26 protein-coding genes are annotated in these 24,932 nt (G+C 47.2%); 10 read left to right on the forward strand and 16 right to left on the reverse strand.

Annotation, left to right across the window (positions count from 1 at the left end; genetic code table 11):
* Positions 1 to 2: 2 nt before the first annotated feature.
* Positions 3 to 359: a hypothetical protein gene (locus tag BN4_RS00270; protein ID WP_041720061.1), complete on the forward strand. Its 357-nt coding sequence runs from the start codon at positions 3 to 5 to the stop codon at positions 357 to 359.
* 140 nt (positions 360 to 499) lie between these two features.
* Here BN4_RS00270 and BN4_RS00275 read toward each other — a convergent pair whose 3' ends face one another.
* Both BN4_RS00275 and mltC read right to left on the reverse strand, forming a co-directional pair.
* Positions 500 to 1,417 carry a hypothetical protein gene (locus BN4_RS00275; RefSeq protein ID WP_231856556.1) on the reverse strand — a complete coding sequence of 306 codons (918 nt, stop codon included), beginning with the start codon at positions 1,415 to 1,417 and terminating at the stop codon, positions 500 to 502.
* Between the two features lie 21 nt (positions 1,418 to 1,438).
* Complete coding sequence (mltC, locus tag BN4_RS00280) at positions 1,439 to 2,596, reverse strand: membrane-bound lytic murein transglycosylase MltC (protein WP_015413342.1); 1,158 nt, start codon at positions 2,594 to 2,596, stop codon at positions 1,439 to 1,441.
* Positions 2,597 to 2,728: 132 nt separating this feature from the next.
* Between mltC and BN4_RS00285 the strand changes: the two genes are divergently transcribed.
* Positions 2,729 to 3,037, forward strand: coding sequence for an Hpt domain-containing protein (locus BN4_RS00285; RefSeq protein ID WP_015413343.1), 309 nt, complete (start codon positions 2,729 to 2,731; stop codon positions 3,035 to 3,037).
* Positions 3,038 to 3,506: 469 nt separating this feature from the next.
* Here the strand turns inward: BN4_RS00285 and BN4_RS00290 are convergent, their stop codons facing one another.
* The 6 genes from BN4_RS00290 to BN4_RS17400 form a co-directional block, all read right to left on the reverse strand.
* Positions 3,507 to 4,298: a 2-amino-3,7-dideoxy-D-threo-hept-6-ulosonate synthase gene (locus BN4_RS00290; RefSeq protein WP_015413344.1), complete on the reverse strand. Its 792-nt coding sequence runs from the start codon at positions 4,296 to 4,298 to the stop codon at positions 3,507 to 3,509.
* Positions 4,299 to 4,540: 242 nt separating this feature from the next.
* Positions 4,541 to 4,924 (reverse strand): Rid family detoxifying hydrolase, encoded by a 384-nt coding sequence (locus BN4_RS00295; protein WP_015413346.1) that lies wholly within the window; start codon positions 4,922 to 4,924, stop codon positions 4,541 to 4,543.
* Positions 4,925 to 4,944: 20 nt separating this feature from the next.
* On the reverse strand, positions 4,945 to 5,907 hold the full coding sequence (locus tag BN4_RS00300) for a hypothetical protein (protein ID WP_041720062.1): 963 nt from the start codon (positions 5,905 to 5,907) through the stop codon (positions 4,945 to 4,947).
* Positions 5,908 to 6,012: 105 nt separating this feature from the next.
* Positions 6,013 to 8,199, reverse strand: coding sequence for a ferrous iron transport protein B (feoB, locus tag BN4_RS00305; RefSeq protein ID WP_015413348.1), 2,187 nt, complete (start codon positions 8,197 to 8,199; stop codon positions 6,013 to 6,015).
* 3 nt (positions 8,200 to 8,202) lie between these two features.
* Entirely contained in the window at positions 8,203 to 8,445 is a 243-nt protein-coding gene (locus BN4_RS00310; RefSeq protein ID WP_015413349.1) for a FeoA family protein, read from the reverse strand.
* Positions 8,446 to 8,499: 54 nt separating this feature from the next.
* Positions 8,500 to 8,682, reverse strand: a complete 183-nt coding sequence (locus BN4_RS17400) for a FeoB-associated Cys-rich membrane protein (protein WP_083863056.1) — start codon at positions 8,680 to 8,682, stop codon at positions 8,500 to 8,502.
* 237 nt (positions 8,683 to 8,919) lie between these two features.
* Here BN4_RS17400 and BN4_RS00315 point away from each other — a divergent pair, with 237 nt between their 5' ends.
* The gene (locus BN4_RS00315) at positions 8,920 to 9,591 is read left to right on the forward strand and encodes a PilZ domain-containing protein (protein WP_157871218.1); all 672 of its coding nucleotides are present in this window, start codon (positions 8,920 to 8,922) and stop codon (positions 9,589 to 9,591) included.
* A gap of 24 nt (positions 9,592 to 9,615) precedes the next feature.
* Positions 9,616 to 9,819 (forward strand): hypothetical protein, encoded by a 204-nt coding sequence (locus BN4_RS00320; RefSeq protein ID WP_015413352.1) that lies wholly within the window; start codon positions 9,616 to 9,618, stop codon positions 9,817 to 9,819.
* Position 9,820: 1 nt separating this feature from the next.
* On the opposite strand, the gene BN4_RS00325 is transcribed toward BN4_RS00320, so the two are convergent.
* The 7 genes from BN4_RS00325 to BN4_RS00355 form a co-directional block, all read right to left on the reverse strand.
* Positions 9,821 to 10,870 (reverse strand): glycosyltransferase family 9 protein, encoded by a 1,050-nt coding sequence (locus BN4_RS00325; RefSeq protein ID WP_015413353.1) that lies wholly within the window; start codon positions 10,868 to 10,870, stop codon positions 9,821 to 9,823.
* A gap of 138 nt (positions 10,871 to 11,008) precedes the next feature.
* Entirely contained in the window at positions 11,009 to 11,227 is a 219-nt protein-coding gene (locus BN4_RS00330) for a cytidylyltransferase domain-containing protein (RefSeq protein ID WP_015413354.1), read from the reverse strand.
* A complete protein-coding gene (gene pseC, locus BN4_RS00335) occupies positions 11,224 to 12,339 on the reverse strand; it encodes a UDP-4-amino-4,6-dideoxy-N-acetyl-beta-L-altrosamine transaminase (protein ID WP_015413355.1) in 1,116 nt (371 codons plus the stop codon). The genes BN4_RS00330 and pseC overlap by 4 nt, the downstream gene beginning before the upstream one ends.
* A gap of 4 nt (positions 12,340 to 12,343) precedes the next feature.
* The gene (pseB, locus tag BN4_RS00340) at positions 12,344 to 13,330 is read right to left on the reverse strand and encodes a UDP-N-acetylglucosamine 4,6-dehydratase (inverting) (RefSeq protein WP_015413356.1); all 987 of its coding nucleotides are present in this window, start codon (positions 13,328 to 13,330) and stop codon (positions 12,344 to 12,346) included.
* A gap of 265 nt (positions 13,331 to 13,595) precedes the next feature.
* The gene (locus tag BN4_RS00345; RefSeq protein ID WP_015413357.1) at positions 13,596 to 14,327 is read right to left on the reverse strand and encodes an amino acid ABC transporter ATP-binding protein; all 732 of its coding nucleotides are present in this window, start codon (positions 14,325 to 14,327) and stop codon (positions 13,596 to 13,598) included.
* The gene (locus BN4_RS00350) at positions 14,324 to 15,331 is read right to left on the reverse strand and encodes an amino acid ABC transporter permease (protein WP_015413358.1); all 1,008 of its coding nucleotides are present in this window, start codon (positions 15,329 to 15,331) and stop codon (positions 14,324 to 14,326) included. The genes BN4_RS00345 and BN4_RS00350 overlap by 4 nt, the downstream gene beginning before the upstream one ends.
* A 74-nt stretch (positions 15,332 to 15,405) precedes the next feature.
* Positions 15,406 to 16,230 carry a transporter substrate-binding domain-containing protein gene (locus tag BN4_RS00355; RefSeq protein WP_015413359.1) on the reverse strand — a complete coding sequence of 275 codons (825 nt, stop codon included), beginning with the start codon at positions 16,228 to 16,230 and terminating at the stop codon, positions 15,406 to 15,408.
* Positions 16,231 to 16,663: 433 nt separating this feature from the next.
* On the opposite strand from BN4_RS00355, the gene BN4_RS00360 reads away from it, so the two are divergent.
* From BN4_RS00360 to mltA, 3 genes are all read left to right on the forward strand, one after another.
* On the forward strand, positions 16,664 to 18,229 hold the full coding sequence (locus BN4_RS00360; RefSeq protein WP_015413360.1) for a hybrid sensor histidine kinase/response regulator: 1,566 nt from the start codon (positions 16,664 to 16,666) through the stop codon (positions 18,227 to 18,229).
* A 70-nt stretch (positions 18,230 to 18,299) separates the two neighbouring features.
* Entirely contained in the window at positions 18,300 to 19,409 is a 1,110-nt protein-coding gene (locus BN4_RS00365; protein ID WP_015413361.1) for an AI-2E family transporter, read from the forward strand.
* Positions 19,406 to 20,617, forward strand: coding sequence for a murein transglycosylase A (mltA, locus tag BN4_RS00370; RefSeq protein ID WP_015413362.1), 1,212 nt, complete (start codon positions 19,406 to 19,408; stop codon positions 20,615 to 20,617). The genes BN4_RS00365 and mltA overlap by 4 nt, the downstream gene beginning before the upstream one ends.
* Positions 20,618 to 20,727: 110 nt before the next feature.
* On the opposite strand, the gene BN4_RS00375 is transcribed toward mltA, so the two are convergent.
* Entirely contained in the window at positions 20,728 to 21,153 is a 426-nt protein-coding gene (locus tag BN4_RS00375; RefSeq protein ID WP_015413363.1) for an RrF2 family transcriptional regulator, read from the reverse strand.
* A gap of 170 nt (positions 21,154 to 21,323) precedes the next feature.
* Here BN4_RS00375 and BN4_RS00380 point away from each other — a divergent pair, with 170 nt between their 5' ends.
* From BN4_RS00380 to BN4_RS00390, 3 genes are all read left to right on the forward strand, one after another.
* A complete protein-coding gene (locus BN4_RS00380) occupies positions 21,324 to 21,725 on the forward strand; it encodes a type II toxin-antitoxin system HicB family antitoxin (RefSeq protein WP_015413364.1) in 402 nt (133 codons plus the stop codon).
* A 455-nt stretch (positions 21,726 to 22,180) separates the two neighbouring features.
* The gene (locus tag BN4_RS00385) at positions 22,181 to 23,317 is read left to right on the forward strand and encodes a class II glutamine amidotransferase domain-containing protein (RefSeq protein ID WP_015413365.1); all 1,137 of its coding nucleotides are present in this window, start codon (positions 22,181 to 22,183) and stop codon (positions 23,315 to 23,317) included.
* Complete coding sequence (locus tag BN4_RS00390) at positions 23,281 to 24,915, forward strand: glutamate synthase-related protein (protein WP_015413366.1); 1,635 nt, start codon at positions 23,281 to 23,283, stop codon at positions 24,913 to 24,915. The genes BN4_RS00385 and BN4_RS00390 overlap by 37 nt, the downstream gene beginning before the upstream one ends.
* Positions 24,916 to 24,932 lie beyond the last annotated feature (17 nt).

Below are 24,932 nucleotides of genomic sequence, written 5' to 3' on the forward strand. Positions count from 1 at the left end.
ATATGGCTACTCGGCGACAAATGATCGACGAAGCATTGTCTCTCGGGCGACAGGAGCTGGGATTTCTGTCTCGTGGTGATGTTTTCAAGGCAGAAAAATTGTCCAAGGATCGTGAACGGATCCTCGACGAAGCAATGGCAGGGCTTGATAAAGAGAGTCAGACCATGATTGCCGATCGTCTCGTCGAGTTGAAGTCACTTCTTGATGAAATAACCGATGCCGGGTATCGATTACGTTCTTCGCTCAAACGTGATCTTTCAAACATGAAACAACAAAATCGCCGGATAGCCGGATACAGTTTTGGTTCTGGCAATATGCCACGGCTCGCACGGGAACGGTTTGTCAGCAAAAAAGGCTGATCTCCTCGAAAAAAGTGGATAGCCGGAGCGCCTTGATCAGTATATGGTCAGGGCGTTCTTTCCATTTTGATGAGAGGCAACTCGTTTCATGTTCAGCGTGTAACGGTCGACCAGGCAAGCGTCTCATTCGAGGCGGGCACTCAGAATTCCTCCCACTCCATGACACCATTCTTTTCAGACGGTTCTCCCATGCCTTTGAACTGGATTCCCATTCGAGAAAAACCCGGACGACCTTCTACCAAAGTTCGTATTTTCCCGAAATACCAGTAGGGTTTGAATGATTTTTCCCGAAAGTTGAACATGAACAGATTGATAACAACGGGTGATCCTACAGCGCAGGTTTCTGGGATGATGCTATTTTGAACACTGAGGCCAAGTCCTCCGTTCGAAATATTTATTACTGCATTGGCTGATTGCCCTGGCCCTTCATCGGTGAAGGAGTTGACTGCTATTTGTGCTGCCGCATCTTCGAATGGAATGTCGGATGTACGCGCATCCTCGACCCATAATTTGACACGGATGAACTGCTGGTCGGCAACCTTTTTTCGGCTATGCTTTCGGCGCGGGATGAGCGTGTATTCTCTTGGGGCCGTGAGGATGATTCTGTTTGTTTTTCGGCCGGATTTATCCGACTCAATCAGCTTGGCCGTAAAGGAGTTGGTTTTTCCCTTGTCTGTCTTCAGTGGAGCAAAGAGACAAATAAGGTCGTTGCCTTCATGTATTTTCAGAGTATCCAGTCGTTCTATGATCTCACAATGAATTTTTCCCGAGGATGCTGAAGTTATGACGCATCGAATTGCCACACCATCTTGATCCAGCGAGTTGAGAATATCTATGGTAGCGCCTTCCTGCTGAAGGATACGAGGGATATTATACCTTTTGTGGGATGTTTGTTTCCCGCTTCCTCGAAAGAGTCGTATGGCGCGAATGAGTAAAAAAAGTGCGAGAATGCCAAGGGCGATCGCCCCTGTGGAGCGCATGGCCTGAACGGACAGCCCTGGGGCGATACGGTGTATTGCCAGTGTCACTGCTTGAATCGTTTCGGTGATAATTTCCATGGGGAGCATTGGGCGCTTTATTTAGAAGTTGACGAAGTGTTTTTTCGCATCGAGCACTTTGCCAAGATATCGTCTTGTTTCTTGATAAGCGAGATGTTTGCGCAGGGTGCTGTAGACCTTAGCCGGCGGGGCTGCGTTGATAGCGGCTACTGCTTTTTTGCGGTTTTTATTAAAAGTGTTCAAAACAGTTCCAGCTCCTCCGTTATAGCCAGCTATGACACAATATTCTCTTGAGACAGGGCTTTTGATCCCATTGAGGAAACGGGTGTCGAGTAAATGAAGATATGCCGAGCCGTATGTTATGTTGGTTGCCGGCATGAGTAGATCCTTTCGGGATGGGGTGCCTTTTTTCCCATGCAAAAATTGATAAACATCGCTACCGGCAGTTTTGGGAACAACCTGCATAAGTCCCAGTGCCATGGCTGCGCTCGTGGCAAATGGGTTGAAGTCCGATTCTACCTTCATGATGGCATAAATGAGATTTTTGCTGACAGAAAATCGTTTTGCTGCCGATTTGACCAGTTGTTCGTACTTTTTCGCTCTGATGTCCAGATGATCCCTGACCATGCTTATGCTGACAGAGTGGACTGTCTTGTGACCATTCTTTTTTGTTTCAAGAGAGTTTTTGATCAGATAGTCGGCAAAGTGTTCAGCACGCCATGCCCAACGGATATCCTTGTTGTCTTGATCCTTAACTTCGCCAAGAAGAAAAGGTGTATCACCCAGTTTTACCGTTTGTGCAGAGTAGAGATCGACAGCCCTGGGATCTCCAGGGGTCAGGAGAGTTGTTACAATCGCATTCTTCAAGTTTTTTTTTGGCGTTTCTGTTGCAAGGGTTTCGATTGTTATGACACCGCTATCGAAATCGATGCTGGCTCTGGAGAGATAATTGTCCGTATATTTGACGTAACTTTTAGGTTCAGGAAGGCGGACATTCTCTTTCCCCCAAACTTTTTCGACTGACGTGACAAGCTTCTCAACCATCGAGGAGAAGTGTTTGATATCCGTTGCAAGGGCTTCAGGGTTCGTTGCATAGCCGATGGCTTTATCTCGTGCCAATGCCTGTGCTGCGGTTGCAGGATTTCCTGTCGCTGCCGCTCGGACAATGCGTACAGCATCATATCGTGTACATGAGACCATGGATATACAGAGAAAACAGGCTAGTATGAGGTGGTTCATTATATGCAACACTCTAATTCTACTTGACATTTTTTATGCGACTGGCGAATGTGCCTAAGACGTTATGAATATTTTGAAGTAATTTCAAGTTGGTGTAAATCTTGACACAACAGGTTCACCCAGGAGGGTGGTATGATTGATACACCGATTGTCGAGATCATCGATCCTGACCTTGAAGAGTTGATGGAACGTTTTTTTGATAATTCTCGCAAGGATATTAAAAGCATGCGCACTGCTTTGGAGTGCAAGGATTTTGAGACGCTGACCAGGCTCGGGCATACGGCCAAAGGAACTGGGTATGGATACGGTTTCAAGGGAATGGGGAAGATTGGTCTTGCTCTTGAAGAAGCCGCAAAAATGAAAGATTGTGTAACAAGCCATATGCATATTGATCGTATGGAACTGTATCTGTCCACTGTTAAAGTGAAATTCGGTAAATAACTCGGCTTGTACAATTGTATTGTACCCAGTGAATCTGAGCACGAGGGTGTCTTCGGTTTTTATTTCTCGGTCTGAGCTCCATACTGGTCAACAAGGGCGGGGTAAAAGAAAATTCAAAAGGGCTTTCTCTTAAGAGAAGGCCCTTTTGAATTTTCTTTTACCCGTTCAACCGTTGGCGGATGGACTGGAACGTTTTGTTAAGTAGGCTTATGGCCTTTTCAACCTTCTGTTTATGTTGGTCCCCGATCGCTTTCCAGCCTGACCTGTATCCCAGGTACTTTATATATAAGCACGATCCATGCCAGTGGATAGAGGCCTGGGCTGATTATTTTTACTATGTACTATATCAGAGAGTTAAGGGCTGTCCCAGCGCTTTCGTCTTTTCCGATAGGGGAAAAAATGTGCATCTCTGTCGAAAAAATGACAGGGCAGCATATATTTCCGATATATTCTCATTGCCTGCCTCTGCCTATAAAAGTTCCATGGCTGCATCAACATCCCAGTTCTCGTGAACGACTTTGTTTAACGCCGCGACGATTTTGGCAGGATGTTTGTGCTGGAAAATATTTCTGCCGACAGAGAGGCCGGATCCACCAGCCTGGATGGAGTCATAGACCATTTGCACCAAATCACGGTCGTTTTCCATCTTCGGTCCACCTGCTATGACCACGGGAACACAACATCCGTCTGTAACTTGAGTGAAAGACGCCGGGTCTCCAGTATAGTTGACCTTGACAATATCCGCACCGAGTTCAACACCGGCACGAGCACAATGTGCGACAATGGCGGGATCGTATTCGTTGGTAATTTTGGGGCCTCGGGCGTACATCATGGCCAAAACAGGCATTCCCCATTCATTGGCTTCAGAGCAGAGGGCTCCCAGGTCTGCCAACATATTGGGTTCTGTTTCATCGCCTAGATTGACATGGATTGAGACCGCATCAGCACCAAGTTTGATAGCGTCGGTAACAGTCCCGACCATCGATTTCGCATTGGGAAATGGAGAAAGGGAGGTCGACGCTGAAAGGTGAATGATCAAGCCGATGTCCTTTCCTCCAGCTCTATGGGAGCAGCGTGGGATTCCTTTATGCATGAGCATGGCGTTTGCCCCACCTTCTGCAACCTGGTTGACGGTATCTCGTAAATCAATCAGTCCATAGATGGGGCCGATAGTAACGCCATGATCAAGTGGGACAACAATCGTACGGCCGTTATTCCTGTTCATGATTCTTTCCATTCGAATCGCTTTACCCAGATGCATTGTGTTCTCCTTGTTTGGAGCCGTGGTGCGGCCCAAAAAAAACGAGGCCGCGGTGTCCCGCGGCCTCGTTAGTGATTCGTTGTTTATTATGAACTAGTGCACACCAAGACCGCAGGTATTTCTAAAATAGAAGCTAAAAAAGAAAAAGAAACGAGCGGTATTTTTATGCATGATTTATTTTGATTAGCTGATGCTCCTGACGACTGTCAAGTGAAGTTCCATTATGATCTCAGATTATCGAATCAATCAGCCAGTGCGATGCATTTGAATTCGACGAGTCCGCCAAGAGGAAGGGCTGAGACTTCAATTGCAGCTCTGGCTGGCTTATGAGCCGAGAAGTATTCGGCATAAATGGCATTCAGATTTGGGAATTGGCTCATGTCAGTAACAAAGACATCAACGCTAAGTACTTTATTCAGCCCGGAACCTCCGGCGGCAAGAATCGTTTTCAAATTCTCAAGGGCTTGTCGGGTTTGGGCCTCGAACCCAAGGGCAAGTTCCCCTTTCTCTGGAATCAGCCCCAGTTGTCCGGAAACATAGATTTTCCCATCAGTTTTAGTCGCTTGAGAATACGGTCCTACGGCAGCAGGTGCTTGATCAGTATGGATAAGCTTGATGTCAGACATGATATACTCCTTTTTATCAATTAATTTCTAACCCACAGATATTTGCCTGTAAAGCTTGCGGGGAGCATCCTGACGATCTGAACAATACCGGCCATGACCATGATCGCAAAGAAGAGCCGCCCCCAGAATATGGCGTGAAAATTACTTCCGATAAGCATGAGGAGAAAAGTATCTTCAATCAGAGAATGGCACAACCCCATGAGCGTGAGTGAGTAAAAGACATCTTTCTTGCCAATCGTTTCATTACGGGCTTCATTGATAATCAATCCACCCCCATAGGACAGGCCCATAGTGAGACCTATGACTGTGATTGCAGATGCTTTAGGGCCGATACCGATAGCTTTCAGGATGGGGCGCAGGACTCTGTTTATGAGGTCTATGACCTTGATGAACTGAAGAATTCTCATGATGGTCATCAGGCCGAGAATAATAAAAAAAATGGAGCCCAGAGTTCGGATTTGATCCAAGACCCATAAAAAGAGAGAGGTGGAATGCGTTATTTCTGGGGCAGCATGGAAAGCAAAAATCGCTTGTTCTTGCAAAAGGCCAGTCGTTGTAAAAAAAATGTGGAGAAGGAAGCCGAGGATCAATGCTCCTGTCAGGCGGATAAAGCATTGAAAGAAAAATCGAGCGCCGGATTTCCGGGCAATGGAACTTTCCATTGGGAGAGAATGGGCAACAAGTATGAGGACTGAAAGGACTGATGCCTGAGCAACTGTCAACGTCGTTTCAGATGCCAGAGAAAGAAAGACGATGAGTCCTGCATAAGTTGTATTGATTATGGCGGTCCCCCATACGAGACCCATTTCAGGAGGGAGTCCCAAAGGTCCCATAATTGGGGTCAAGGGCCATGCCAGATATTGGATAAGGCCAAGTTCTTGAAATACTTTGACAAGAAGGATGATTGGAATCATGACCTTGAACATTTCAAGGCTGGCCTTAGCCGCATCTTTTAGCAAGTTCTTCAGGGTATTAAGCATCATTTTCCCAATTCAGTTCTTCTCGCTCCCGGACCATAGGTCAATCAGGGGGAAAAGAAAAGGGAAGCCCTGGAGGACTTCCCTTTGATTGAGTCATATTACTTACTGTTAGAGGAGCGCGTTGGTGATGTTGAAACCGAGGACAGCCAAGACAAAAGCAAGGGTTGTCGAACCGATAACACTGTAGGATGCCCATTTCCAGCTGGACTCTCTGGCCATGGCGACGACTGTCACAAAGCAAGGAGCGTACAACATTGTAAAGATGATCAGTGCCACAGCCGAAGCCGTGGTGAATTCGGGATCTTTCACAAGCTGAACAGAGAGAGGTTCGACTTCTTCAGGATCAACTTCTCCGATGGAGTAGGCTGTGCCGAGGGTAGAGACGATGACTTCCTTGGCCGCAAAGCCACCTGTCAGAGCGATATTGGTACGCCAGTTAAATCCAGCAAGCTTGGAAATGGGTTCCAAGGCAGTTCCAATGGACCCTGCGATAGTTCCGCGAATTGCTTCTTCTGCTTCGAAGTTATCGATGTCGGTGATTTTGTCTTCGAGTTCAGCCACTGCTTCTTCCGGGGCATTGTCACCAAGAGCTTCGATTTGTGCAACTATTGGGGCGCGTTGAGCTTCAAAGCCAGCGGCTCGTTCTTCGGACATCTGCGGGAAGGTCATCATGACCCATATCAAAATGGATATGCCGAGAATGATGGTACCGGCTTTCTTGATATATTCCCAGGAACGCTCCCATGTGTGAATCAGAACACCTCGGAAGGTTGGCATACGGTAAGGGGGAAGCTCCATGACGAATGGAGTGGCTTCACCTTTGATGACAGATGACCGGAGCATGCGTGCCACAATCAAGGCCATGCACCATGCACCCAGAGTGATCATCATCATGACAGAAGCTGCATTGGTCGGGAAGAACGCTGCTGTCAACATCAGGAAGACAGGCACCTTGGCACCACAAGTCATGTATGGTGCAACGAAAATAGTGGCCAATTTTTCCTTTGGACTTCTCAGGGTTCTGGTAGCCATGACGCCTGGCACCGCACAACCTCCAGCAATACCGCCAGAGACGATGAAGGGTAAAACTGATGTTCCATGAAGACCAAAAATCTTGAAGACCTTGTCAAGCATGTAGGCCATACGTGCAATGTAACCAGAGTCTTCCAGGAAGGAGATCATGAGGAACATGCACATAATAAGCGGAACAAATCCCATAACGCCGCCGACACCATCGATAATACCTGAGACGATCAGAGAACGCAGCAAGCCGTCGGGTAATAAATTGGTCGCGGTTTCGTTCGCCCATCCGAAAAAGTTTTCCACCCATCCCATGGGAATCTCACCCACGCTGAAAGTGACCTGATAAATTACATAGATTATGGCAAGCATAATCAGTGGTCCAAGAACTGTATGCGTCAGGACCTTATCCATTTTGTCGGAACGGCTGATACGATCTTCGTTGTGGACTGGGTAGGAGACTACATCCTTGATAATTCCGGCAATAAATCCATAGCGATAGTCGGCGATAATAGCGTCCGGAGAAGCTTTTAAAGTCGTTTCTGTATGCTGACCGACTTTTTTGGCCATCGCTTCCAGTTTATCCGACAGTGCGCGATTGGCCATCCGCCCCTTGACCATGACTTCTTCGTCACCTTCAAGGTATTTGATCCCTGTCCATCGTGCAGGAACTTTGCTGGTAAGAAAATTTTCCGCTTCAATGATTTTCATCATATCGTCGAGAACCGGGTCCAGGTCTGGACCATAGGAAATATTCAAAGGATTCCACTGTCCTTTTCTTTCCTTGGAGAGCTTGAGCGCGGCAGAAAGCAGTGCATCCGTGCCTTTGCCTGAGCGGGCTACCGTTTCGACAACTTCGCATCCGCTGAGTTGAGCCAGGCGTTGACTATTAATGCTTTTTCCACTGGATTTGACTTCATCCATCATGTTCAGCCCGAGTACCAGGGGCACACCGAGTTCCATGATCTGCACAGCCAAGTAGAGGTTGCGTTCCAGGGCATCGGCGTTCAGTACATCAATAATGGCTTCTGGGCGTTCGTCGACCAGGAAATTTCGAGCGACAATTTCTTCCTGTGTATACGCAGTCAGAGAGTAAGTTCCAGGGAGGTCAACGATTTCAAGAGAATCATTTCCGCTGTGAATGTAACCGAATTTTTTGTCAACAGTGACCCCTGGCCAGTTGGCGACATGTTGCCGTGCGCCGGTAAGGGCATTAAAAGTCGTTGTTTTACCGCAGTTTGGATTGCCTGCGATGCCGATTGTGTGCTGTGCCATTGTTTACGCCTCCTGAGTCGATACGGTAATGTGGTCTGCTTCACTATTGCGAAGTGTCAGTGTGAAGTCCTTCAGTCGTAAGGCAACCGGGTCCTTGAGTGGAGCCCGGCCAATGACTTTGCACTCGGTCCCAGGGATAAGCCCCATGTCTCTGATCCGACGGCCGAGTTCTCCTCCGGCCATAACTGTGACGATTTTCAGCGTCTCATTTACTTTTGCTTCTCTCAAACAGATTTCTTTGCTCATTGGTGAGATCCTCTTACTTGGAGTTGAAATTCATTATCAACAGAAGTGCAAAAATTATTTTGCACTTTCGCAACTGTGTGAATCCGGGGATGACTTGATGCTGGAACAACACCCGCTATCTCCGCATCCAGAACACCCGCAAGCAGATGATTTGCTAGAGAATTGCTTGTAAAGTCGCTTGCCTACAAAGAATGCCGCCAACAGGACGATGGCGCCGACGATAATAGAATCTAACATTGAAACCCCCAAAAGATTAAAGCCATTTTTATGGCTGACGTACGACTTTTAGTGATATTGAGAATCGATGTCAAGTGACGATTGGGGACAATATCATTTATTTATTGTGACAGAGATGATTTCTGTCAGGGTTGGAGTAAAGGTGTTTTTCCAATCAGAAAAAAGGATCGTTCACCTTGCTTGTCAATATGGAGCATTTATGGTCCTATGCATCTCTGTTTTGGGAGGCTTGATACGTTGAAAACAAAGATTTTACTTATAGCTGAAGCGGGGTTGGCCCGAACGGCTTACATCAAAGTCCTTCAGGGTTTGGATGTTCAGGTGGACTGTATTTCTTCGCCGGATGGCATGACGGCTGCTCTTACATGCGTCGCATATAGCGGGCTACTTGTTGATGTTCCCACCATGATTCGGTGTGATTGTGAAGATAAGAATAGAATCACCCGGATAATGGATCGGTTTCCTGTTCTGCGATTGATGTACAATCCTCATTTTGGAGGGATTCGTGGACTTGCGCAAGGGGGGACTCTTCGCGATAATAGGGATCTCGGTGAGTTTATTCTCGAAGAATGCGTTCCGTTTTATCCAAGGTCAATACGAGTGGCGCCGAGAAAGGAAGTCATTCTTAATGTATTGCTTTTGGATACCATATGTGATGCCGCTTTGGCTGCAGAGCGAACAGTGACAGTCAATCTTTCAGAGCACGGATGTTTCATTTATTCTGTGAGTGACTGGCAATTACTGAGTTCAGCATGGATAGTTGTCAATGAATTTGAGGACAAAACTCCTATAGAGTTGAAAATACGCTGGTGCGGTCGCTGGGGAGAAGCTATGCGGATGCCGGGTATAGGAACGAGTTTTGAATCAATGACACCGCAGCAGTCTACGCAGCTTTTTTCATTACTATAAGTATTTTTTTAAGGATTTGTAACGATGAATGACGACTCAAAAGAGTTCATGGCGTGGATTGATGCTTTGGCAAAGGGCATTATAGCCGGGTGTGCTCTTGGATATTTTTTCAGCTTTACGGAGTTGATTCCGGCTACCAAAGCTGTTGTTCTTGGCGGATTAGCCGGATGTCTTGCCTCTATTACGTATAAAAACAGGCGTGATGACAGGAAAGATAAGAACAAGTAGTCTATGTTTTTTTTTGCAAGCCAAATTTGAGTATTCGTAAGGCCTCGTCAAGAATATCGTCTGGATAGAATTCTTCCAGACATTCACGTGTGCCGAATCGACAACTGTTCTTGTTGCAAGGATAGCAGGGAAGTTTTTTTGTAGCACTTACATGCTCTTCAGAAGGGAAGCCCCAGCCTGTCCCTGTTGCGCCTTGGATGATCAGTGATGGAGTATCAACTGCCACGGCAAAGTGTCTGGGTGCAGAGCAGTTCCCTAGGTGCATGGAAGCGCGTTCCTGTATCGCGGCCATTTCTCGCAGTGAGAGCATGGAGTTCGTTGCAAAAGCTCTTTTGCCCGCTTGGGCTGCGACTTTTTCTGCAAGCTCTTTTTCTCCCGGACCGTAGAGGATGACAGCATGGAGGCTTGGATGATGTTTTTTCAGCAGTCGAATAAGTTCTGCAAAATGACGGCTTGGCCAGCGTCTGGTTTCGCGGCGGTGACTTGGGTCAACCGTTATGAATAAAGAGTTTTTGATTCCACTGTGCTCAAGAAAATCAGTGGCAAAAGTGCGCTCTTTGTCAGTTAACCATAGCTCTGGTTTTTCTCCATTCCATTCAATATCAAGTGGTTTGAGTACACTGGCTTTGCATTTGGCCGCATATCCGTATTCCATATCCACCCAATGAGTATAGGTTGGTTTGTTGTACCATGGAGGAGTATATGTCAGTTTGACAGGCGCATTTGAAAAACGGGTAACCCATTTGCATCGGGGAAGCTGTTGAAAATCAACAATGAGGTCGTAGTTTCCTCTTCCAACGTGGGCATAATAGGCGAGAGCTTTGATCGGATTTTTCAAAGCAGCCTTATCGATTGATTTGATGGCAGCGATTCTGGGATTGTTTTCCAGAACCGGAACACATTTTTTTTCTGTCAAAACATCAATCTGTGCATCTGGGTAGCGTTCTGCCAACAGCCGAATAGATGGCGTCGAAAGCAGCACATCTCCAATCTGCCGTAACTGGCACACGAGAATTCGCTTCGGGGTATATGTTGTTAAATTGGGTTTCATATTGTTTGAAATTTTTGTGTTGGCTGTGATTTTTTTTGAGTATTTTTATATAGAATAAGCACTAACTAGTAGCTGATAAGTTGGAATCTCTATTTTGAGGGGAGTTGCTTCCCAAGAATAGAAGTAAAAAGTATCAAGCTAATATTGAAAAGTACTTAATAGTTTGATATTGTTGGAAATAATGTGCAATATCGGCAATTCAATAGTTGCCAGTGGTAGCGATGACGGTTCGAAAAGATTGGTTTCGAGAGCAGCTTCAATAGAGTATCCACTGATAGGTTTACCACAGAAATTTCGGGTATTTTTTTGAGGGATACGCTTGCTCCCGCCTCGGGCTGGTATGATCGCTATATTCATGCCAGCTCCAGAACAGTGTCTGCGACATAATGCATCTCTTCATCAGTAAGCGATGGGAACATGGGCAGAGAAAGAATTTCCTGGTATGCTGCCTCGGCAACCGGGCACAAGCCTTCGAATGTCCCGAGGTTTTCTTTGTAATATGGGTGCAGGTGAACAGGAATATAGTGAACTTGAGCGAAAATGCCTTTGTTGCGAAGTTGTTCGTATACCGTGTCCCGATTTTGTAAGCGGACAACGTAGAGATGGTATGCATGTTCAGCCATTGCGTGAACTGTGAGGGGGCGAACTGTACTCTTGGTGAATTGGTGATCGTAGAATGTTGCTATTTCGCGGCGTCTCTCAAGAAAATTCGGCAATTTTTTCATCTGGCTAATGCCAAGCGCTGCCTGAATATCTGTCAGTCTGTAATTATACCCAAGTTCCTGCATCTCATAATACCACGCTCCGGTCTTTTCCCGCGCCCGGGCGTCGGTGGTGATGCCGTGATTGCGAAATATTCTGAGTTTCTCTGCCAACTGCTTGGAGTTGGTAAGAATCATGCCTCCTTCACCTGTTGCAACATGTTTGACCGGGTGAAAAGAAAAGACAGTCATGTCGGCCATTGTTCCAACTTTTTTCCCATTCCAGCGTGCCCCCAGTGCATGGCACCCATCCGCAACCAGTGGAAGGTTGTACTTGAGGGCAAGGCTGTGCAACTGATCCCAATCACACGGCTGTCCTGCATAGTCGACTGCAATGATCGCCTTGGTTTTATCGGTGATCTTTTCTTCAATCCTTGAAGGATCGATTAGGAGGGTTCCTTCTTCAACGTCAGCGAAAACCGGCGTTGCCCCTCGGTAAAGCACACAGTTTGCTGAAGCTGCGAACGTCATCGGAGGAACGATGATTTCATCTCCTGGTTGGATATCAAGTGCAGCCAGAGTCGCATGGAGCGCAGCCGTTCCATTGGATACCGCCACTCCGTGCGTTGCTCCACAAAAGGAGGCAACGGAATTTTCAAATTCAGTGATTTTGGGGCCAGTCGTCAAGTAATCGGAACAGAGTGTTTCTGTGACGGCCTTGATATCATTATCATCGATGCATTGTCTTCCGTATGGAATTTTTGGCATGGGATTATAGTTTGTACCCTTGCTTGACTAATGTCTCACGGAGCTTTTCAACAGATATCCAGTCAGCATTGGTGTCTGAATTATAAGCAAAACCTTCTGGAACCGGTTTGGTATTGCTCAGGTCTCCCTTGTATGTCATGACGCCGGTTTCCGGGAGAATGGTGTATCCGTATTCAGTCTCGACTACATTGCGGGATTCTTCAGCGGGAATCATGCATTCATGGAGTTTTTCACCCGGTCTGATACCAATGACAGTTTGCTCGCACTCCGGAGCTATGGCTGTTGCCATGTCTGTGATTTTCATGCTTGGTATCTTGGGAACATAAATTTCTCCGCCAGCAGAGTGCTCTATGGCACGGAAGACCATTTCAACCGCCTCTTCGAGAATAATCCAGAATCGAGTCATCCGGTCGTCCGTAATCGGAAGTACGCCTTCTGTGCGTTTTTTCATGAAAAAGGGAACCACGCTCCCTCGGCTTCCTAGGACATTACCATATCTGACAACCGAGTACCTTGGGCCAACAGCAAATGCATTCGCAGCGATAAAGAGTTTGTCAGACGCGAGTTTTGTAGCCCCGTAGAGATTGACTGGCGCAACAGCTTTGTCGGTTGAGAGAGCGACAACGCATTCAACCTGAAGGTCCGCGGCGACATTGATGAGGTTTTGAGCGCCATAAATATTGGTCTTAATCGCTTCAGTCGGGTTGTATTCAGAGGCCGGGACTTGTTTCATGGCTGCAGCATGGACAATGACATCAACACCTTTGCACGCTCTATACAATCTTTCCTTGTCCCGGACGTCGCCAATAAAATACCGTATGGAAGGGTATTTGTCGGCAGAAAAATCCTGTGCCATTTCGAACTGTTTGAGTTCATCACGACTGAAAATGATAAGTTTTTTGGGATTATATTTTTCAAGCACCATCTCGACAAACTTCTTGCCGAACGATCCGGTGCCGCCTGTAATCAATATGGTTTTGCCATCAAGCATCAATATTTCCTGTTCGTGAAAAGATAATGGGAGCTCTTGAGGTGTTTCAAGCCCAGATGCCAAGAAATTCAGCATCCCAAATCAGTGAGATACTAATAGACGATGTTGGCATGCTGTCAAGGGATCATCGGACCTGCTCCGGGGCAGCACTATTGAAAAAAACCAAATACAACTGAAATTCGTTGTATTTGGTTTTTTTCAAAGTGGCATTGGAAACACACTCCCCAATGGGATCGTGTATCATTTTTGTCGTTTATGCAGAGCCTTATAGAATTTGACTCAAGAATAGCTTTGTCCGTTCATTCCGGGGTGCTGTAAAGAAGTGTTCCGGTGTGCCGACTTCAATGATTTTACCTTCATCCATGAAAACGACTTGATCGGCGACTTCACGCGCAAACCCCATTTCATGGGTCACGACAATCATAGTCATGCCTTCTTTGGCTAGTGTTTTCATGACATCGAGGACTTCTCCGACCATCTCAGGATCAAGAGCGGATGTGGGTTCATCAAAAAGCATGACCTTGGGGTCCATAGCCAGTGCTCTGGCGATGGCAACTCGTTGCTGTTGTCCACCGGAAAGTTGAGCAGGGTAGTTGTCTGCTTTGGCGTGAATCCCAACCTTGTTGAGCAATGTCATCGCCTTTTCAGCAGATTCTTTTTTCCCTCGCCTACGAACGGAGGTTTGACCGACCGTGACATTTTCCAGAACCGTCAAATGAGGGAAGAGATTAAAAGACTGAAAGACCATACCAACTTCCATACGGACTTTATTTATATCAGTCTTGGGATCAAGGATGTCTGTTCCGTCGATCATTATATGCCCGGTATTGGCATGTTCCAATCGATTCAGACATCGAAGGAATGTGGACTTTCCTGATCCCGAAGGACCGATGACCACGACCACTTCTCCTGGATCGACGTGGTAGGAGACATTATGGAGAGCCTGTACTTCGTGTGGGACAAAGAATGTTTTATATATGTTTTGGACATCTATCATGACGTCGTCCTTCTTTCCAGATACTGGACAAACATGGATAAAGCGAATGTCAGGACCAGGTACATGACGCCGCATAAAAACCAGAGTTCATAAGGCATCAGGCTGGTCGTGACCGCTTCTCGGGTCGCTTTGGTCATTTCCCTGATGGCGATGACGCCGAGCAGGGAGGAGTCTTTGATGAGGCTGATAAATTGACCGGCAAGCGGGGGCAGGATACGTTTAAAGGCTTGGGGCAGAATGATTTTGATCATTGCTGTTGTTTTGGTCATCCCAAGGGAGCGGGCTGCTTCCATTTGGCCTTTATGGATAGACTGGATGCCAGCGCGAACAATTTCCGCGACATATGCCCCTGCGAAAATGGCTAATGAGGCGATGCCGAACCACAGTTCCGGGATTTGTGGCAAGCCAGCTTTAAGGGAGAGGTTGTTGATGATTGTCCCGATAACAAAATACCAGATCATGATTTGGACAAGCAGGGGAGTCCCACGGATCAACTCAATGTAGGTAATGGCTGTCCACTTAATACAGGGATTGGAAGAGAGCCGTGCCAGACCGGTAAATAATCCAAGGAGTATGCCAAATACTATGGCAACAAGACTGACTTCTATCGTAACAAGAAGACCTTCGAGTAAAAGCCCGCATCGTCCTTCCTCATATTCACCGAGGGAATCACCCATGTAAATGGTGTCACCTATATCCACACGCAGGTCCGAACCGGGGATCGTGTAATATTCAGACTCGGCCCCATCGCTGACGATGACAACAGAGTCGTCTCCTTTTTTGCTGATGGATGTGACTTCTCCTTCGATTTCAGCTTTTACATCGACAGTTTCGATGTAGTAAAAGTATCGGGGGAGACGGTTCCAGCGCCAAATGTAATCAGTCTGCTGTGTGGCCCAATAAAAGCTCAGGCACGTTCCCACCAACAGAACTACATAGACGACTTTCCAGAAGAAATTTTTGTTGAAGCCTTTTTGAGGCTCAACTGTTTCCATATCGGTCATTAAAGTTCTCTATGAATATATGATGTAAAGAACCGGGGGGCGCGGTAGCGCCCCCCGGTGAGTTGATCCGTCGTCTACTGGATATCCTTGAGCCATTTGTTGGAATCGAACCACTTACTGTAGATTCGATCGTAACGGCCGTCATTCTTCATTTGAACCAGGAAGTTGTTGAGCCAGTTCAGGAAGTCCGGGTCTCCCTTGTTGATGGCCCAGCCAAGAGGTTCGTAGGTGAAGGGTTTGTCCAGGAATTTCATGTCAGCTTCTTTACCGCGCTGCGCAAAGAAGATGGATGTCATAGGCAGGTCGTAAACCATGGCAGTAGCCTTGCCGTTGAGAGTTTCCAGCATGGCCTGGTCTTCTGTCTCAAAGGATTTGTATGTTGCTTTGGGGAACATGCGTTTGGCAGCCTGCTCACCGGTTGTGCCAAGCTTTGAAGTAATAATGTATGCCGGGTTATTGAGGTCTTTGTAGGACGAGATTTCGTTGGCCCATTTTTTATTGATAAGCGCTGTCTGCCCGACAATGATATACGGATTGGCAAAGTTGACCTTCAGGTTTCGCTCCTGATTGACAGTCATACCAGAAGCGATCAAGTCGTACTTATTGGACATAAGGCCGGGGAGAATCCCGTCCCAAGCAGTGTTGACCAGTTCCAGTTTGACCCCCATGGCCTTGGCCATTTCCTTGACCATATCGACATCGAATCCGACAATATTGCCTTTCTTGTCTGTCATTTCAAACGGCATGTAGCCCGCTTCAAGACCGACGCGAAGCGTTCCGCTCTGAATGACTTTTTCCAGGGTGGATTTTCGAGCAAGGTCAATATCTGCCGCACTGGCAGACATGGCGGCGCACAAAAGCAGAGACAGCATTGCCAAGAGAGTAATAATTAGGGTCATCCTTTCCTCCAGATGGAACTGTGTTGATTAGTATACCTTCGCTTCTTCATGGTGTCCGGGTAAACACCGATTTGAAAGCTTTGGTTCCTGTAACATGTATCGCACGTTCATTCGGGTAAATGAGCGTCGGGCGACTGTCTTTCATAGCTTTGATTACTAAAAAAAACAAGATGTGTAAGGGGAGGGAGGATTGGCTGAAAAGTTGAAAGTGTGTTTATTGTTCGCTCTCTTGCGGTTCTTATTGAATTTAATTCGAAGAGATTCTCCTTTTGCTGTATTGAAGAAGGATAAAAAAGAATCAATGGAATGAAAGGTTTCTTGATGTAACTTCATGGATTACGCATAGTGAGAAAACTGACGTTTTCTTGGTTGGTATGGTAACAGATGTGCTGCTAAGATGGTGTGTCTTTTGCTGACAATATGGGGGAATTCTATGGGGACGGAAAAAATACTTGTTGTCGAGGATGATGCCATTGCCCGTTTGGATATTCAGAATGCGCTGGAGAGAACAGGTTATGAGGTTGTTGGGTTGGCCTCATCCGGGATGGAAGCCATTTCCATGGCGGATACGCTCAATCCTGACCTTGTTTTGATGGATATTCGTTTGGAAGGCTCGATGGATGGGGTTGAGGCTGCCAATGAGATATCAAGGCTGTTTGATGTGCCCATTATTTATCTGACGGTTTATGCCGATGATGAAACTCTACATTGGGCCAAGGTCTCTGGGCCGTACGGCTATTTACTCAAACCCGTTGATCACAAAGAGCTTAAGTCGGCCATTGAAGTTGGACTCTACAAACATCAGATGGAGCGAGAGTTACTCAAGGCAAAAAAGGCGGCAGAAACCTCCAGCCAGGCCAAGACGTCTTTTCTGGCTACTATCAGTCATGAGCTTCGTACTCCGATGAATGGAGTTCTCGGGATGACAGAACTTCTCCTTCTTTCTGATCTTGGACACCCTTATCGAGAAAGTGTGCAGTTGATAAAAGAATCGTCAATGTCGCTCTTATCCGTATTGAACCAGATTATTGATTATTCCAAATTGGAAACATCCACTTTCAAGCTTCGTGAGATTGATTTTCGTCTCGAAGATTTGGTGACAGGGATTCTCTCCCAGTATGAAAGAACCGCAGCTGCCAAGGGGGTAGAGGTCTCGTATAGTCTTTCCTCAGAGGTGCCGTCCTGGGTGCGAGGGGATTCTGCTAAGGTTCGCCAGGTGCTGGGGAATCTGGTCAACAATGCAGTGAAGTTTACTCGTTCCGGGCTTATTTCCGTTGATGTTTCTCCAATGGAGAGTGAAGGCAATGACCGCAAGGATGAAGACCTGATAGTCATTCGTATACTCGTTCGGGATACAGGGATAGGTATTCCTCCCGAAAAGTTGAATTCACTCTTTGAAAGTTTTACCTTGGCTGAAGATTATCTTTCTCACACTTCAGGCGGGCTTGGGCTTGGACTGGCTATTGTTAAAAGGCTGGTGATACTGTTGGGAGGTTCTGTGCATTGCTCAAGCGAGGTGGATAAGGGAAGCACTTTTTCCTTTTCCATTCCGCTCAAGGCAAGCCGTTACGCAGTTCAGACTCCATTAACGAGCACTCTGGCAGACAAAAAGCCCCTTGAGGGAGTTTCGGTTTTGGTCGCTGAGGATGATCTGGTCAACCAGCGGTATGTTGTTCGTCTGCTTCAAAGAATGGGATGTCAGGTGCAGCTGGCGGAGGATGGGTTGCAGGCTGTCGATGCGCTGAAGGTCAATTCGTTCGATATTGTCTTGATGGATGTGGAGATGCCTGTCATGAACGGGATCGAAGCGACTCGGCATATACGGGAACCTGGAACAGGCTGCTTGGAGCCGGATATCCCGATTATTGCCTTGACTGCTCATGCGATGTGGGGAGATGAGCAGCGGTGCATTCACGCTGGTATGAATGATTATGTCGCCAAACCGGTCGATATTGACACCGTTGCGGCGATCATTGAGGCAACTCTAAACCGCCCATAGCGGATTCTTGTGTCATTGACGAGACCATCGTTCTGGTAATATTGATGATAGTACGGAGTATAGAAAAACCATGAACGATATGAATCGGCCCTCAACACTTCCTCCGGGGACTATCTACAAGGTGTTTCTCATCTTGCTGCTGATACTGTCCCTGTATCTTGGCTTTTCCCTGATCGCACCATTTGTCCATACATTGATTTTCTCGACGGTGCTCGCAGTTCTTTTTTCTCCTGTCTTTCATTGGGCTTTGGGAGTCACTAAAGGCAAACGGGCAATGGCTTCGACCATAACTGTCGCCATTATTGTTTTCTGTTTGCTGCTTCCGATGATTTTTTTGGTCATTGCGCTGATCAGTCAAGGTGTTGAATCCCTGGTCGCCCTGAACTCTTGGGTGACCACTGTGGATATTCATTCTCTCGAAAATATACATCTTTTGGAAAAGTACGAGGCCTGGATACACCAGGCTCTTCCTTTTCTCCATTTGAACGATTTTGATATCCAGGCGAGTCTGATTCAGTATTCAAAGGGATTTGCTCAGGTCATGCTTGGATTTGGTTCCAAGATGGTCAAGAATGCGGCTTCCTTGGTCCTGCACTTTCTTCTTATGGTTTTCATCCTGTTTTATTTTTTACGGGATGGCGGGAAAATGGTTGATTCGCTCAAACACCTTTCACCCTTGAGAAGCAGGCAGGAGGATTATATTATTGATTCTCTCAAAAGGGTTGCTCGAGGGGTTCTTATGGGGTGCCTGCTGGTTGCGGTCCTTCAAGGAATTGCTGGTGGCATTGGCCTTGCCGTCGTAGGCATTCCCGCTTTCTTTTGGGGAGCCATGATGGCACTTTCCTCATTGATTCCCGTCGTCGGAACCGGTTTGGTATGGGTCCCTGCTGTCTGTTACCTTTTCTTGGCAGGAGACTGGAAAATGGCAACATTTCTCGCTTTATGGTGCGGAGTCTTCGTTGTTGGCATTGATACGGTTCTACGACCGATCTTTATGCGCGAGGCATCTCGCGTTTCCACTTTTTATATTTTTCTTGCCATCCTTGGCGGTATCTATTCTTTCGGTATGCTCGGCATTTTTTATGGTCCCCTCATCCTGAGTTTCGCCATGGTCATGCTTCATATATATATGGAAGAGTATGCGGATGACCTCAGCCATAAAGAGGAAAATGAATTATGATGTCAGGTCGTTTTTTTTATTGTCTGTTTCTTCTGACACTTGCTTCTCTTTGGGGATGTTCTGCCGGTAACATTCCGGATTCGATAAATGTTTCTCCGTACTACGAACCTCTTACAGAATCTCAGGCTGAGGAGATAGCTGGGGAAGTCTCCATCCAATCGCAAGGCTTTGAATCTTGGATGGATCTTCAAGCCGGTCTGGAAGACAGTCTCGGGTATATTCTCAGACGGCCTCAACAGAGTGTTTGTGTGACTCGACCGGGGTTGACCCTGACCTGGGAGCAAGTAGGGGATAGTGTGGCGGAGCTTTTGGCCTTGTTGCCTCACCTTGAAAGCCATCCTGAGTTACTTTCTGAACATTTTGAGTGGCTTAAGGTCTCACCTCGAACTTTGCTAACCGGTTACTATGAGCCGTGGCTTGAAGCTTCGCTGACCAAAGGCGGCGTTTTCCAATACCCTTTGTATGGTGTGCCGGAAGATCTTAAGACACTGAACCTTGGAAAATTTCACCATAGATGGAAAGGGCAAACTCTCGTTTATCGAATCGGCGAAGATGGTGTTGAGCCGTACCTCGACAGAGAAGCTATTGACGGAGAAGGGGGGCTCGAAGGGAAAGGGGACGAGCTTGCATGGGCTAAGGATCCCGTGGATGTCTTTTTCCTCCAGATCCAAGGGTCTGGAAGGCTGGTCTTGCGGGATGGCTCTGTCAAACATATACTTTATGGCGGGAAGAACGGGCACAAATATGTTTCGTTGGGTAAGTTGCTGATTGAGAGAGGATTTGTTCCTCGTGAGGAAATGAGTATGCAACGAATCAGAGCTTTTCTTGATGCCCATCCTTATGTCGCCCAGAAGTTAATGTTCGAGAATCCCAGTTATGTCTTCTTTCACCTTTCGGACGTGGGGCCTTACGGTTCCATCGGGTCGATTCTGACTCCTCGATTGAGCGCTGCTGTGGACCCCACCATGGTTCCTCTCGGCAGTGTGCTTGCGCTGAAAACCAACCTCATGAATTACCAGTCCGGTGAGACAGAGCCGTTTACAGCCCTGGTTTTGGCTCAGGATACTGGGGGAGCAATCAAAGGAACACGGATGGATCTCTTTTGTGGTTCCGGGGAAGAAGCAGAAAATCTGGCTGGTCATTTACAGGAAGAATCCGAAGTTTTCATGCTCGTCAGTAAGCGAACTTTGGCTTCTGCCATAAAATAGTCTTGATTGGACTTTAGTTTATCTTGTTTTCGTCGTTCGAGAGCCTTTCATCTGACGACGCTCCCCCCCCTTTTTCTTTTTGAAGGAAGAGCAGGGGAAACGGTCCTTTTCTAGTCCATGTTGGGGCAGTCTTCAGGCGATTCCAGGAGTTCAGCAAGAGTTATGGAGTCGAGTTCTTGCTCCATGGCTCGTGAGGCGCGTTCCCAGACAGACCTGGTCCTGCATGCTTGAGACCGCTCACATTTTGTTTCACATTCAAGGCAATTGGCAATATTGATTGCCCCTTCCATTGTGCGGACAATTTCTCCGAGTGTTATATGGGCGGGGTCTTTGTCCAGAATGTGGCCCCCGGCAGCCCCTCGTACGGATTTAATCAGTCCGGCTTTTTTAAGGGGACGAATGATTTGTTCAATGAATTGAACAGTGATCCCTGTGTTTTCGGAAAGCAGAGCAGTTCTGATCGGCTTGTCGGCTTCGTGCATGGCAAGGTCGAGCAGGAGTCTGGCGGCATATCGGGAACGAGCTGATAATTTCATAATGTGTCTTGGCTCTGAGTTTCGGGTAATCGATTATCACCCTGAATAAAGAATAATAATTAATAAGTAATTTAAACAAATGGGTGCGTCAAGGAACCTGTTTATTGCGATGAAAAGCGTTTGAGAGTACCGTCACTAAATACTTTATATCTCATACTAGAAGGGGTTGCATGCAATATATAGCTTTGTTTGAAAGAGAAAAAAATGGGTATTCTGTGGGTTTTCCTGATTTTCCAGACTGTACCACATTCGGGGAAAACCTTGATGAAGCGGTTGATCAAGCTCACGAAGCCCTTGCCTTGTTTCTTGAGTTCTTTTTGGAAGCTGGCAACGAAATGCCGGAGCCAACTGGGAAGAAGGAGCTTATGGCACAGCCTGAGCACAAAGAGAAAAAAGCAATAAACATTGTGGTTGCCGGAGATGGAAGTGACTTTGAAGATTTTGAGGTGACTATGCATAGCCATCTTTTGGTACGAATTGAGAAGTATTGTCGTCAATATGGGGTTTCTCCTGCTGATTTCTTTGCGGTGGCATCACGTGAAGCCATAAAAATGGATATTTTTTCGGATTAGCCTCTCCCCTGTTTTCTCGCAGACATCGGATGGTGTCATTTCTTAGTATTTCAATGCCTGAATCGCTTTTTGATTCAGGCATTCTTCTTTAGTGTGTCGGCTTGATTCTGCATTATTACAATAATGTCAAAAAAAGATTTTATTGCTGGGTTGCGGCCTTTTCGCTTTTAGTCTACGGTCTCCTGCCGGGCTAAAGGATGATTTTGCACTCTGTGTAGTTGATAGTTCACCTGTCTGATTGCAAAATTGTGAATTGACTGCGGTGAAGGAGTTGCTTTTAGGGGTGTTTGTCACGACGATGGCAGATAAACTTGAAGGTATTCATGGCTTCGGGAGTGGTTCTATGTGGATTGTTGTGTAAAAACAGCATGTTTACCTGTTTGTTGGAAGGGGATTCGTGCTCTGACAATTCCATTCGGACCCTGTAATATTTAACTGTGGAGAGACGAGAGACCATGTGCCGTTTATTTGCGCTCACAAGCCGCGATCCGGTGTCCCCCATGCTCGCCATCGATGCCCTGAATGTGATGAAGGAAGGGCACGACGGATCGGGTGTCGGGCTATACCTCAGTGGACTCGGCGGCCCTTTTGAAAAATTGAAAGAGTGTCCCATTCTATCCGGTATCTTTACTGAAGCCGGACTCAATCGCGTATCTGAATATATGTCGGCGCGTGGATTTGAGGCAGACTATTCAGCCATGTACACTCCTGAGGGAATGCCTCCGGTCGGGACCCCCCGTCGTGGTACCTACGCTGCCATGGCATACAAAATGCCCCCCGAGTGGAATGCATTGTCCAAAGATGAAAGAGGACAGCGCCTTGTTCAGGTGCGACTTGATTTACGTGCAGAAGGTGAAAAGACCGGAGACATCATGGTTTTTTCATTTTGGCCGGATACCATCATGATCAAGGAAGTCGGTGATCCTCTTGCAATAGGCGAGTATTTACAGTTGGGTCGCGAGGAACTGTATGCAAGGCACATCCTTGCTCAGGGCCGTCAGAATACGAACTACGCTATTAATCTATACGCCTGTCACCCCTTCTTCATTGAGGGTGTCGGCACCATGACAAACGGAGAGAATACAGCGTTTATTCCCATCAAGGAGTATCTCCAGTCACGTGGCGTCACTGGATATCAGGGCTATCAGTCTGATTCCGAAGTATTTACCCACATTGCACACTTCACGACAAAGAAACTGGGGCTTGATATCAGCGCCTACAAACACATCATTACTCCAATGAACGATGATGAAATGGCGGATCATCCAGACCGTGAGCTTCTTTCCAATCTGAAAAAGTCGTGTCGAAAACTGATCATCGATGGCCCCAACTGTGTGATTGGTTGCCTTGATGACGGCTCCATGTTCATGGCCCAGGACCGCAAGAAATTGCGTCCGGGTGTTGTCGGGGGCAATCCCGAGATAGGCATGTATGCCTTCTCCTCGGAAATATGTGGCCTGAACGCCGCAATTCCCGAACGTGACAGAAGTAAAGATTTTCAACCCATGCATCTCGATACCGCGATCGTCAGACCTGATTGCCGGGAGGTTGTCCAATGCTCTCAGAAAGACCAATTAGCCCTTCAACGATAGGTCTCAAGGATCTGCCTTGGCAGATCAATTGGGATATTCATACTTGCACGAAGTGTGGGCGTTGTACTTCGGTCTGTCCGGTCAATGCTATTGAACTTGGTGTGTTTCGCAAACGCGAAATCAATGCTCCCATGGGGCTGCAGGCCAAGCCTTCAAACACTTTTTCTACTTTTTACGGAATTCGGCAGCGTACCGATCCCGCCTATGCCTGCATAGGGTGCTCCATGTGCAATATGGTGTGTCCTAATAATGCCATCAAGCCAGAGCGTCAGTACGATTCCACGACACTTCAGTTTCAGAATAATCGTGGTGGGCAGTCTCGTACCCGTGGTGGACGTAGAAATAGCAGTGAAAGTTTACTCGACCAGCTTAAGTTTATCCGTATTTCAATGTTGACAGACCCTGCGCTTGATGCGGGCCGTCACGAGTTCGATGTGCGAACGTTGCTTGGACGGGTACTGTCTCCCGAAGCACAGATCAAATGTCATCAGGAAAATGGCTGGAAACCGCCTGTGCGCGAAATTTACCCTCTGGTTATCGGAGGTATGTCCTTTGGCGCATTGTCCCCGAATATGTGGGAAGGTCTCCAGATGGGCGTGGCGTACCTCAATGAAGAATTGAATATGCCGGTGCGCATCTGTACGGGTGAGGGTGGATGTCCTCCGCGTTTGTTGCGGTCGAAATTCCTGAAATACGTTATTCTTCAGGTCGCGTCAGGGTACTTTGGTTGGGATGAGATCATTCATGCCATTCCTGAAATGAAAGTCGATCCCTGTGCTATTGAGATCAAATACGGACAGGGAGCCAAACCTGGTGATGGCGGACTGCTCATGTGGTACAAAGTCAATAAATTGATCGCGGCCATTCGCGGTGTCCCCAAGGGAATCAGCCTGCCTAGCCCTCCCACGCATCAGACACAGTACTCCATCGAAGAGTCTGTTGCCAAAATGATTCAATCCATGTCCATGGCCTGGGGATTTCGTGTCCCTGTCTATCCGAAAATCTCAGCATCATCGACTTCGCTTGCGGTCCTCAATAACCTTGTCCGTAATCCTTATGCGGCAGGACTTGCCATTGACGGCGAGGATGGAGGAACCGGAGCGGCCTATAATGTTTCCATGAACCACATGGGACATCCTATCGCATCGAACCTTCGTGATTGTTATTCGGCACTCTGTGTTGCCGGTGCCCAGAACGAGATTCCGTTGATTGCAGGTGGAGGGATAGGCAAGCATGGGAACCTGGCGGCAAATGCCGCAGCATTGATAATGCTGGGTGCCAGTATGGTGCAGATAGGGAAATACGTCATGCAGGCCGGTGCCGGTTGTGTCGGCAGCGAGAAAGATCGTTGCAACGTGTGCAATATTGGTGTGTGTCCCAAAGGCATCACCTCTCAGGACCCGAGAGTGTATCGCCGTCTGGACCCGGAAAAGGTCGCGGAACGTGTGGTGGATTTCTACCTGAGCTTCGATACGGAATTGAGAAAGGTCTTCGCGCCTCTGGGACGTTCAACGTCTCTGCCTATCGGCATGTCCGATGGACTCGGTATCAGCGATAAGGCCGCTGCCGAACGTCTCGGCATCAAGTACGTGATTTAACCATCGAAGTTCAGGAT

Source organism: Pseudodesulfovibrio piezophilus C1TLV30 (genome assembly GCF_000341895.1).
GTDB lineage: Bacteria > Desulfobacterota > Desulfovibrionia > Desulfovibrionales > Desulfovibrionaceae > Pseudodesulfovibrio > Pseudodesulfovibrio piezophilus.

What these genes read in the sequence shown, in the direction of transcription:
- BN4_RS00355 (WP_015413359.1), bottom strand. Translation starts at nt 16,230, where the DNA reads ATGACCCTAATTATTACTCTCTTGGCAATGCTGTCTCTGCTTTTGTGC.
- BN4_RS00285 (WP_015413343.1), top strand. Translation starts at nt 2,729, where the DNA reads ATGATTGATACACCGATTGTCGAGATCATCGATCCTGACCTTGAAGAG.
- mltC (WP_015413342.1), bottom strand. Translation starts at nt 2,596, where the DNA reads ATGAACCACCTCATACTAGCCTGTTTTCTCTGTATATCCATGGTCTCA.
- feoB (WP_015413348.1), bottom strand. Translation starts at nt 8,199, where the DNA reads ATGGCACAGCACACAATCGGCATCGCAGGCAATCCAAACTGCGGTAAA.
- mltA (WP_015413362.1), top strand. Translation starts at nt 19,406, where the DNA reads ATGATGTCAGGTCGTTTTTTTTATTGTCTGTTTCTTCTGACACTTGCT.
- BN4_RS00385 (WP_015413365.1), top strand. Translation starts at nt 22,181, where the DNA reads ATGTGCCGTTTATTTGCGCTCACAAGCCGCGATCCGGTGTCCCCCATG.
- pseB (WP_015413356.1), bottom strand. Translation starts at nt 13,330, where the DNA reads ATGCTTGATGGCAAAACCATATTGATTACAGGCGGCACCGGATCGTTC.
- BN4_RS00345 (WP_015413357.1), bottom strand. Translation starts at nt 14,327, where the DNA reads ATGATAGATGTCCAAAACATATATAAAACATTCTTTGTCCCACACGAA.
- BN4_RS00360 (WP_015413360.1), top strand. Translation starts at nt 16,664, where the DNA reads ATGGGGACGGAAAAAATACTTGTTGTCGAGGATGATGCCATTGCCCGT.
- BN4_RS00295 (WP_015413346.1), bottom strand. Translation starts at nt 4,924, where the DNA reads ATGTCTGACATCAAGCTTATCCATACTGATCAAGCACCTGCTGCCGTA.
- BN4_RS00270 (WP_041720061.1), top strand. Translation starts at nt 3, where the DNA reads ATGGCTACTCGGCGACAAATGATCGACGAAGCATTGTCTCTCGGGCGA.
- BN4_RS00390 (WP_015413366.1), top strand. Translation starts at nt 23,281, where the DNA reads ATGCTCTCAGAAAGACCAATTAGCCCTTCAACGATAGGTCTCAAGGAT.
- BN4_RS00380 (WP_015413364.1), top strand. Translation starts at nt 21,324, where the DNA reads ATGCAATATATAGCTTTGTTTGAAAGAGAAAAAAATGGGTATTCTGTG.
- BN4_RS00310 (WP_015413349.1), bottom strand. Translation starts at nt 8,445, where the DNA reads ATGAGCAAAGAAATCTGTTTGAGAGAAGCAAAAGTAAATGAGACGCTG.
- BN4_RS00290 (WP_015413344.1), bottom strand. Translation starts at nt 4,298, where the DNA reads ATGCATCTGGGTAAAGCGATTCGAATGGAAAGAATCATGAACAGGAAT.
- BN4_RS00320 (WP_015413352.1), top strand. Translation starts at nt 9,616, where the DNA reads ATGAATGACGACTCAAAAGAGTTCATGGCGTGGATTGATGCTTTGGCA.
- BN4_RS00325 (WP_015413353.1), bottom strand. Translation starts at nt 10,870, where the DNA reads ATGAAACCCAATTTAACAACATATACCCCGAAGCGAATTCTCGTGTGC.
- BN4_RS17400 (WP_083863056.1), bottom strand. Translation starts at nt 8,682, where the DNA reads ATGTTAGATTCTATTATCGTCGGCGCCATCGTCCTGTTGGCGGCATTC.
- BN4_RS00275 (WP_231856556.1), bottom strand. Translation starts at nt 1,417, where the DNA reads ATGGAAATTATCACCGAAACGATTCAAGCAGTGACACTGGCAATACAC.
- BN4_RS00365 (WP_015413361.1), top strand. Translation starts at nt 18,300, where the DNA reads ATGAACGATATGAATCGGCCCTCAACACTTCCTCCGGGGACTATCTAC.
- BN4_RS00300 (WP_041720062.1), bottom strand. Translation starts at nt 5,907, where the DNA reads ATGATGCTTAATACCCTGAAGAACTTGCTAAAAGATGCGGCTAAGGCC.
- pseC (WP_015413355.1), bottom strand. Translation starts at nt 12,339, where the DNA reads ATGCCAAAAATTCCATACGGAAGACAATGCATCGATGATAATGATATC.
- BN4_RS00350 (WP_015413358.1), bottom strand. Translation starts at nt 15,331, where the DNA reads ATGACCGATATGGAAACAGTTGAGCCTCAAAAAGGCTTCAACAAAAAT.
- BN4_RS00375 (WP_015413363.1), bottom strand. Translation starts at nt 21,153, where the DNA reads ATGAAATTATCAGCTCGTTCCCGATATGCCGCCAGACTCCTGCTCGAC.
- BN4_RS00330 (WP_015413354.1), bottom strand. Translation starts at nt 11,227, where the DNA reads ATGAATATAGCGATCATACCAGCCCGAGGCGGGAGCAAGCGTATCCCT.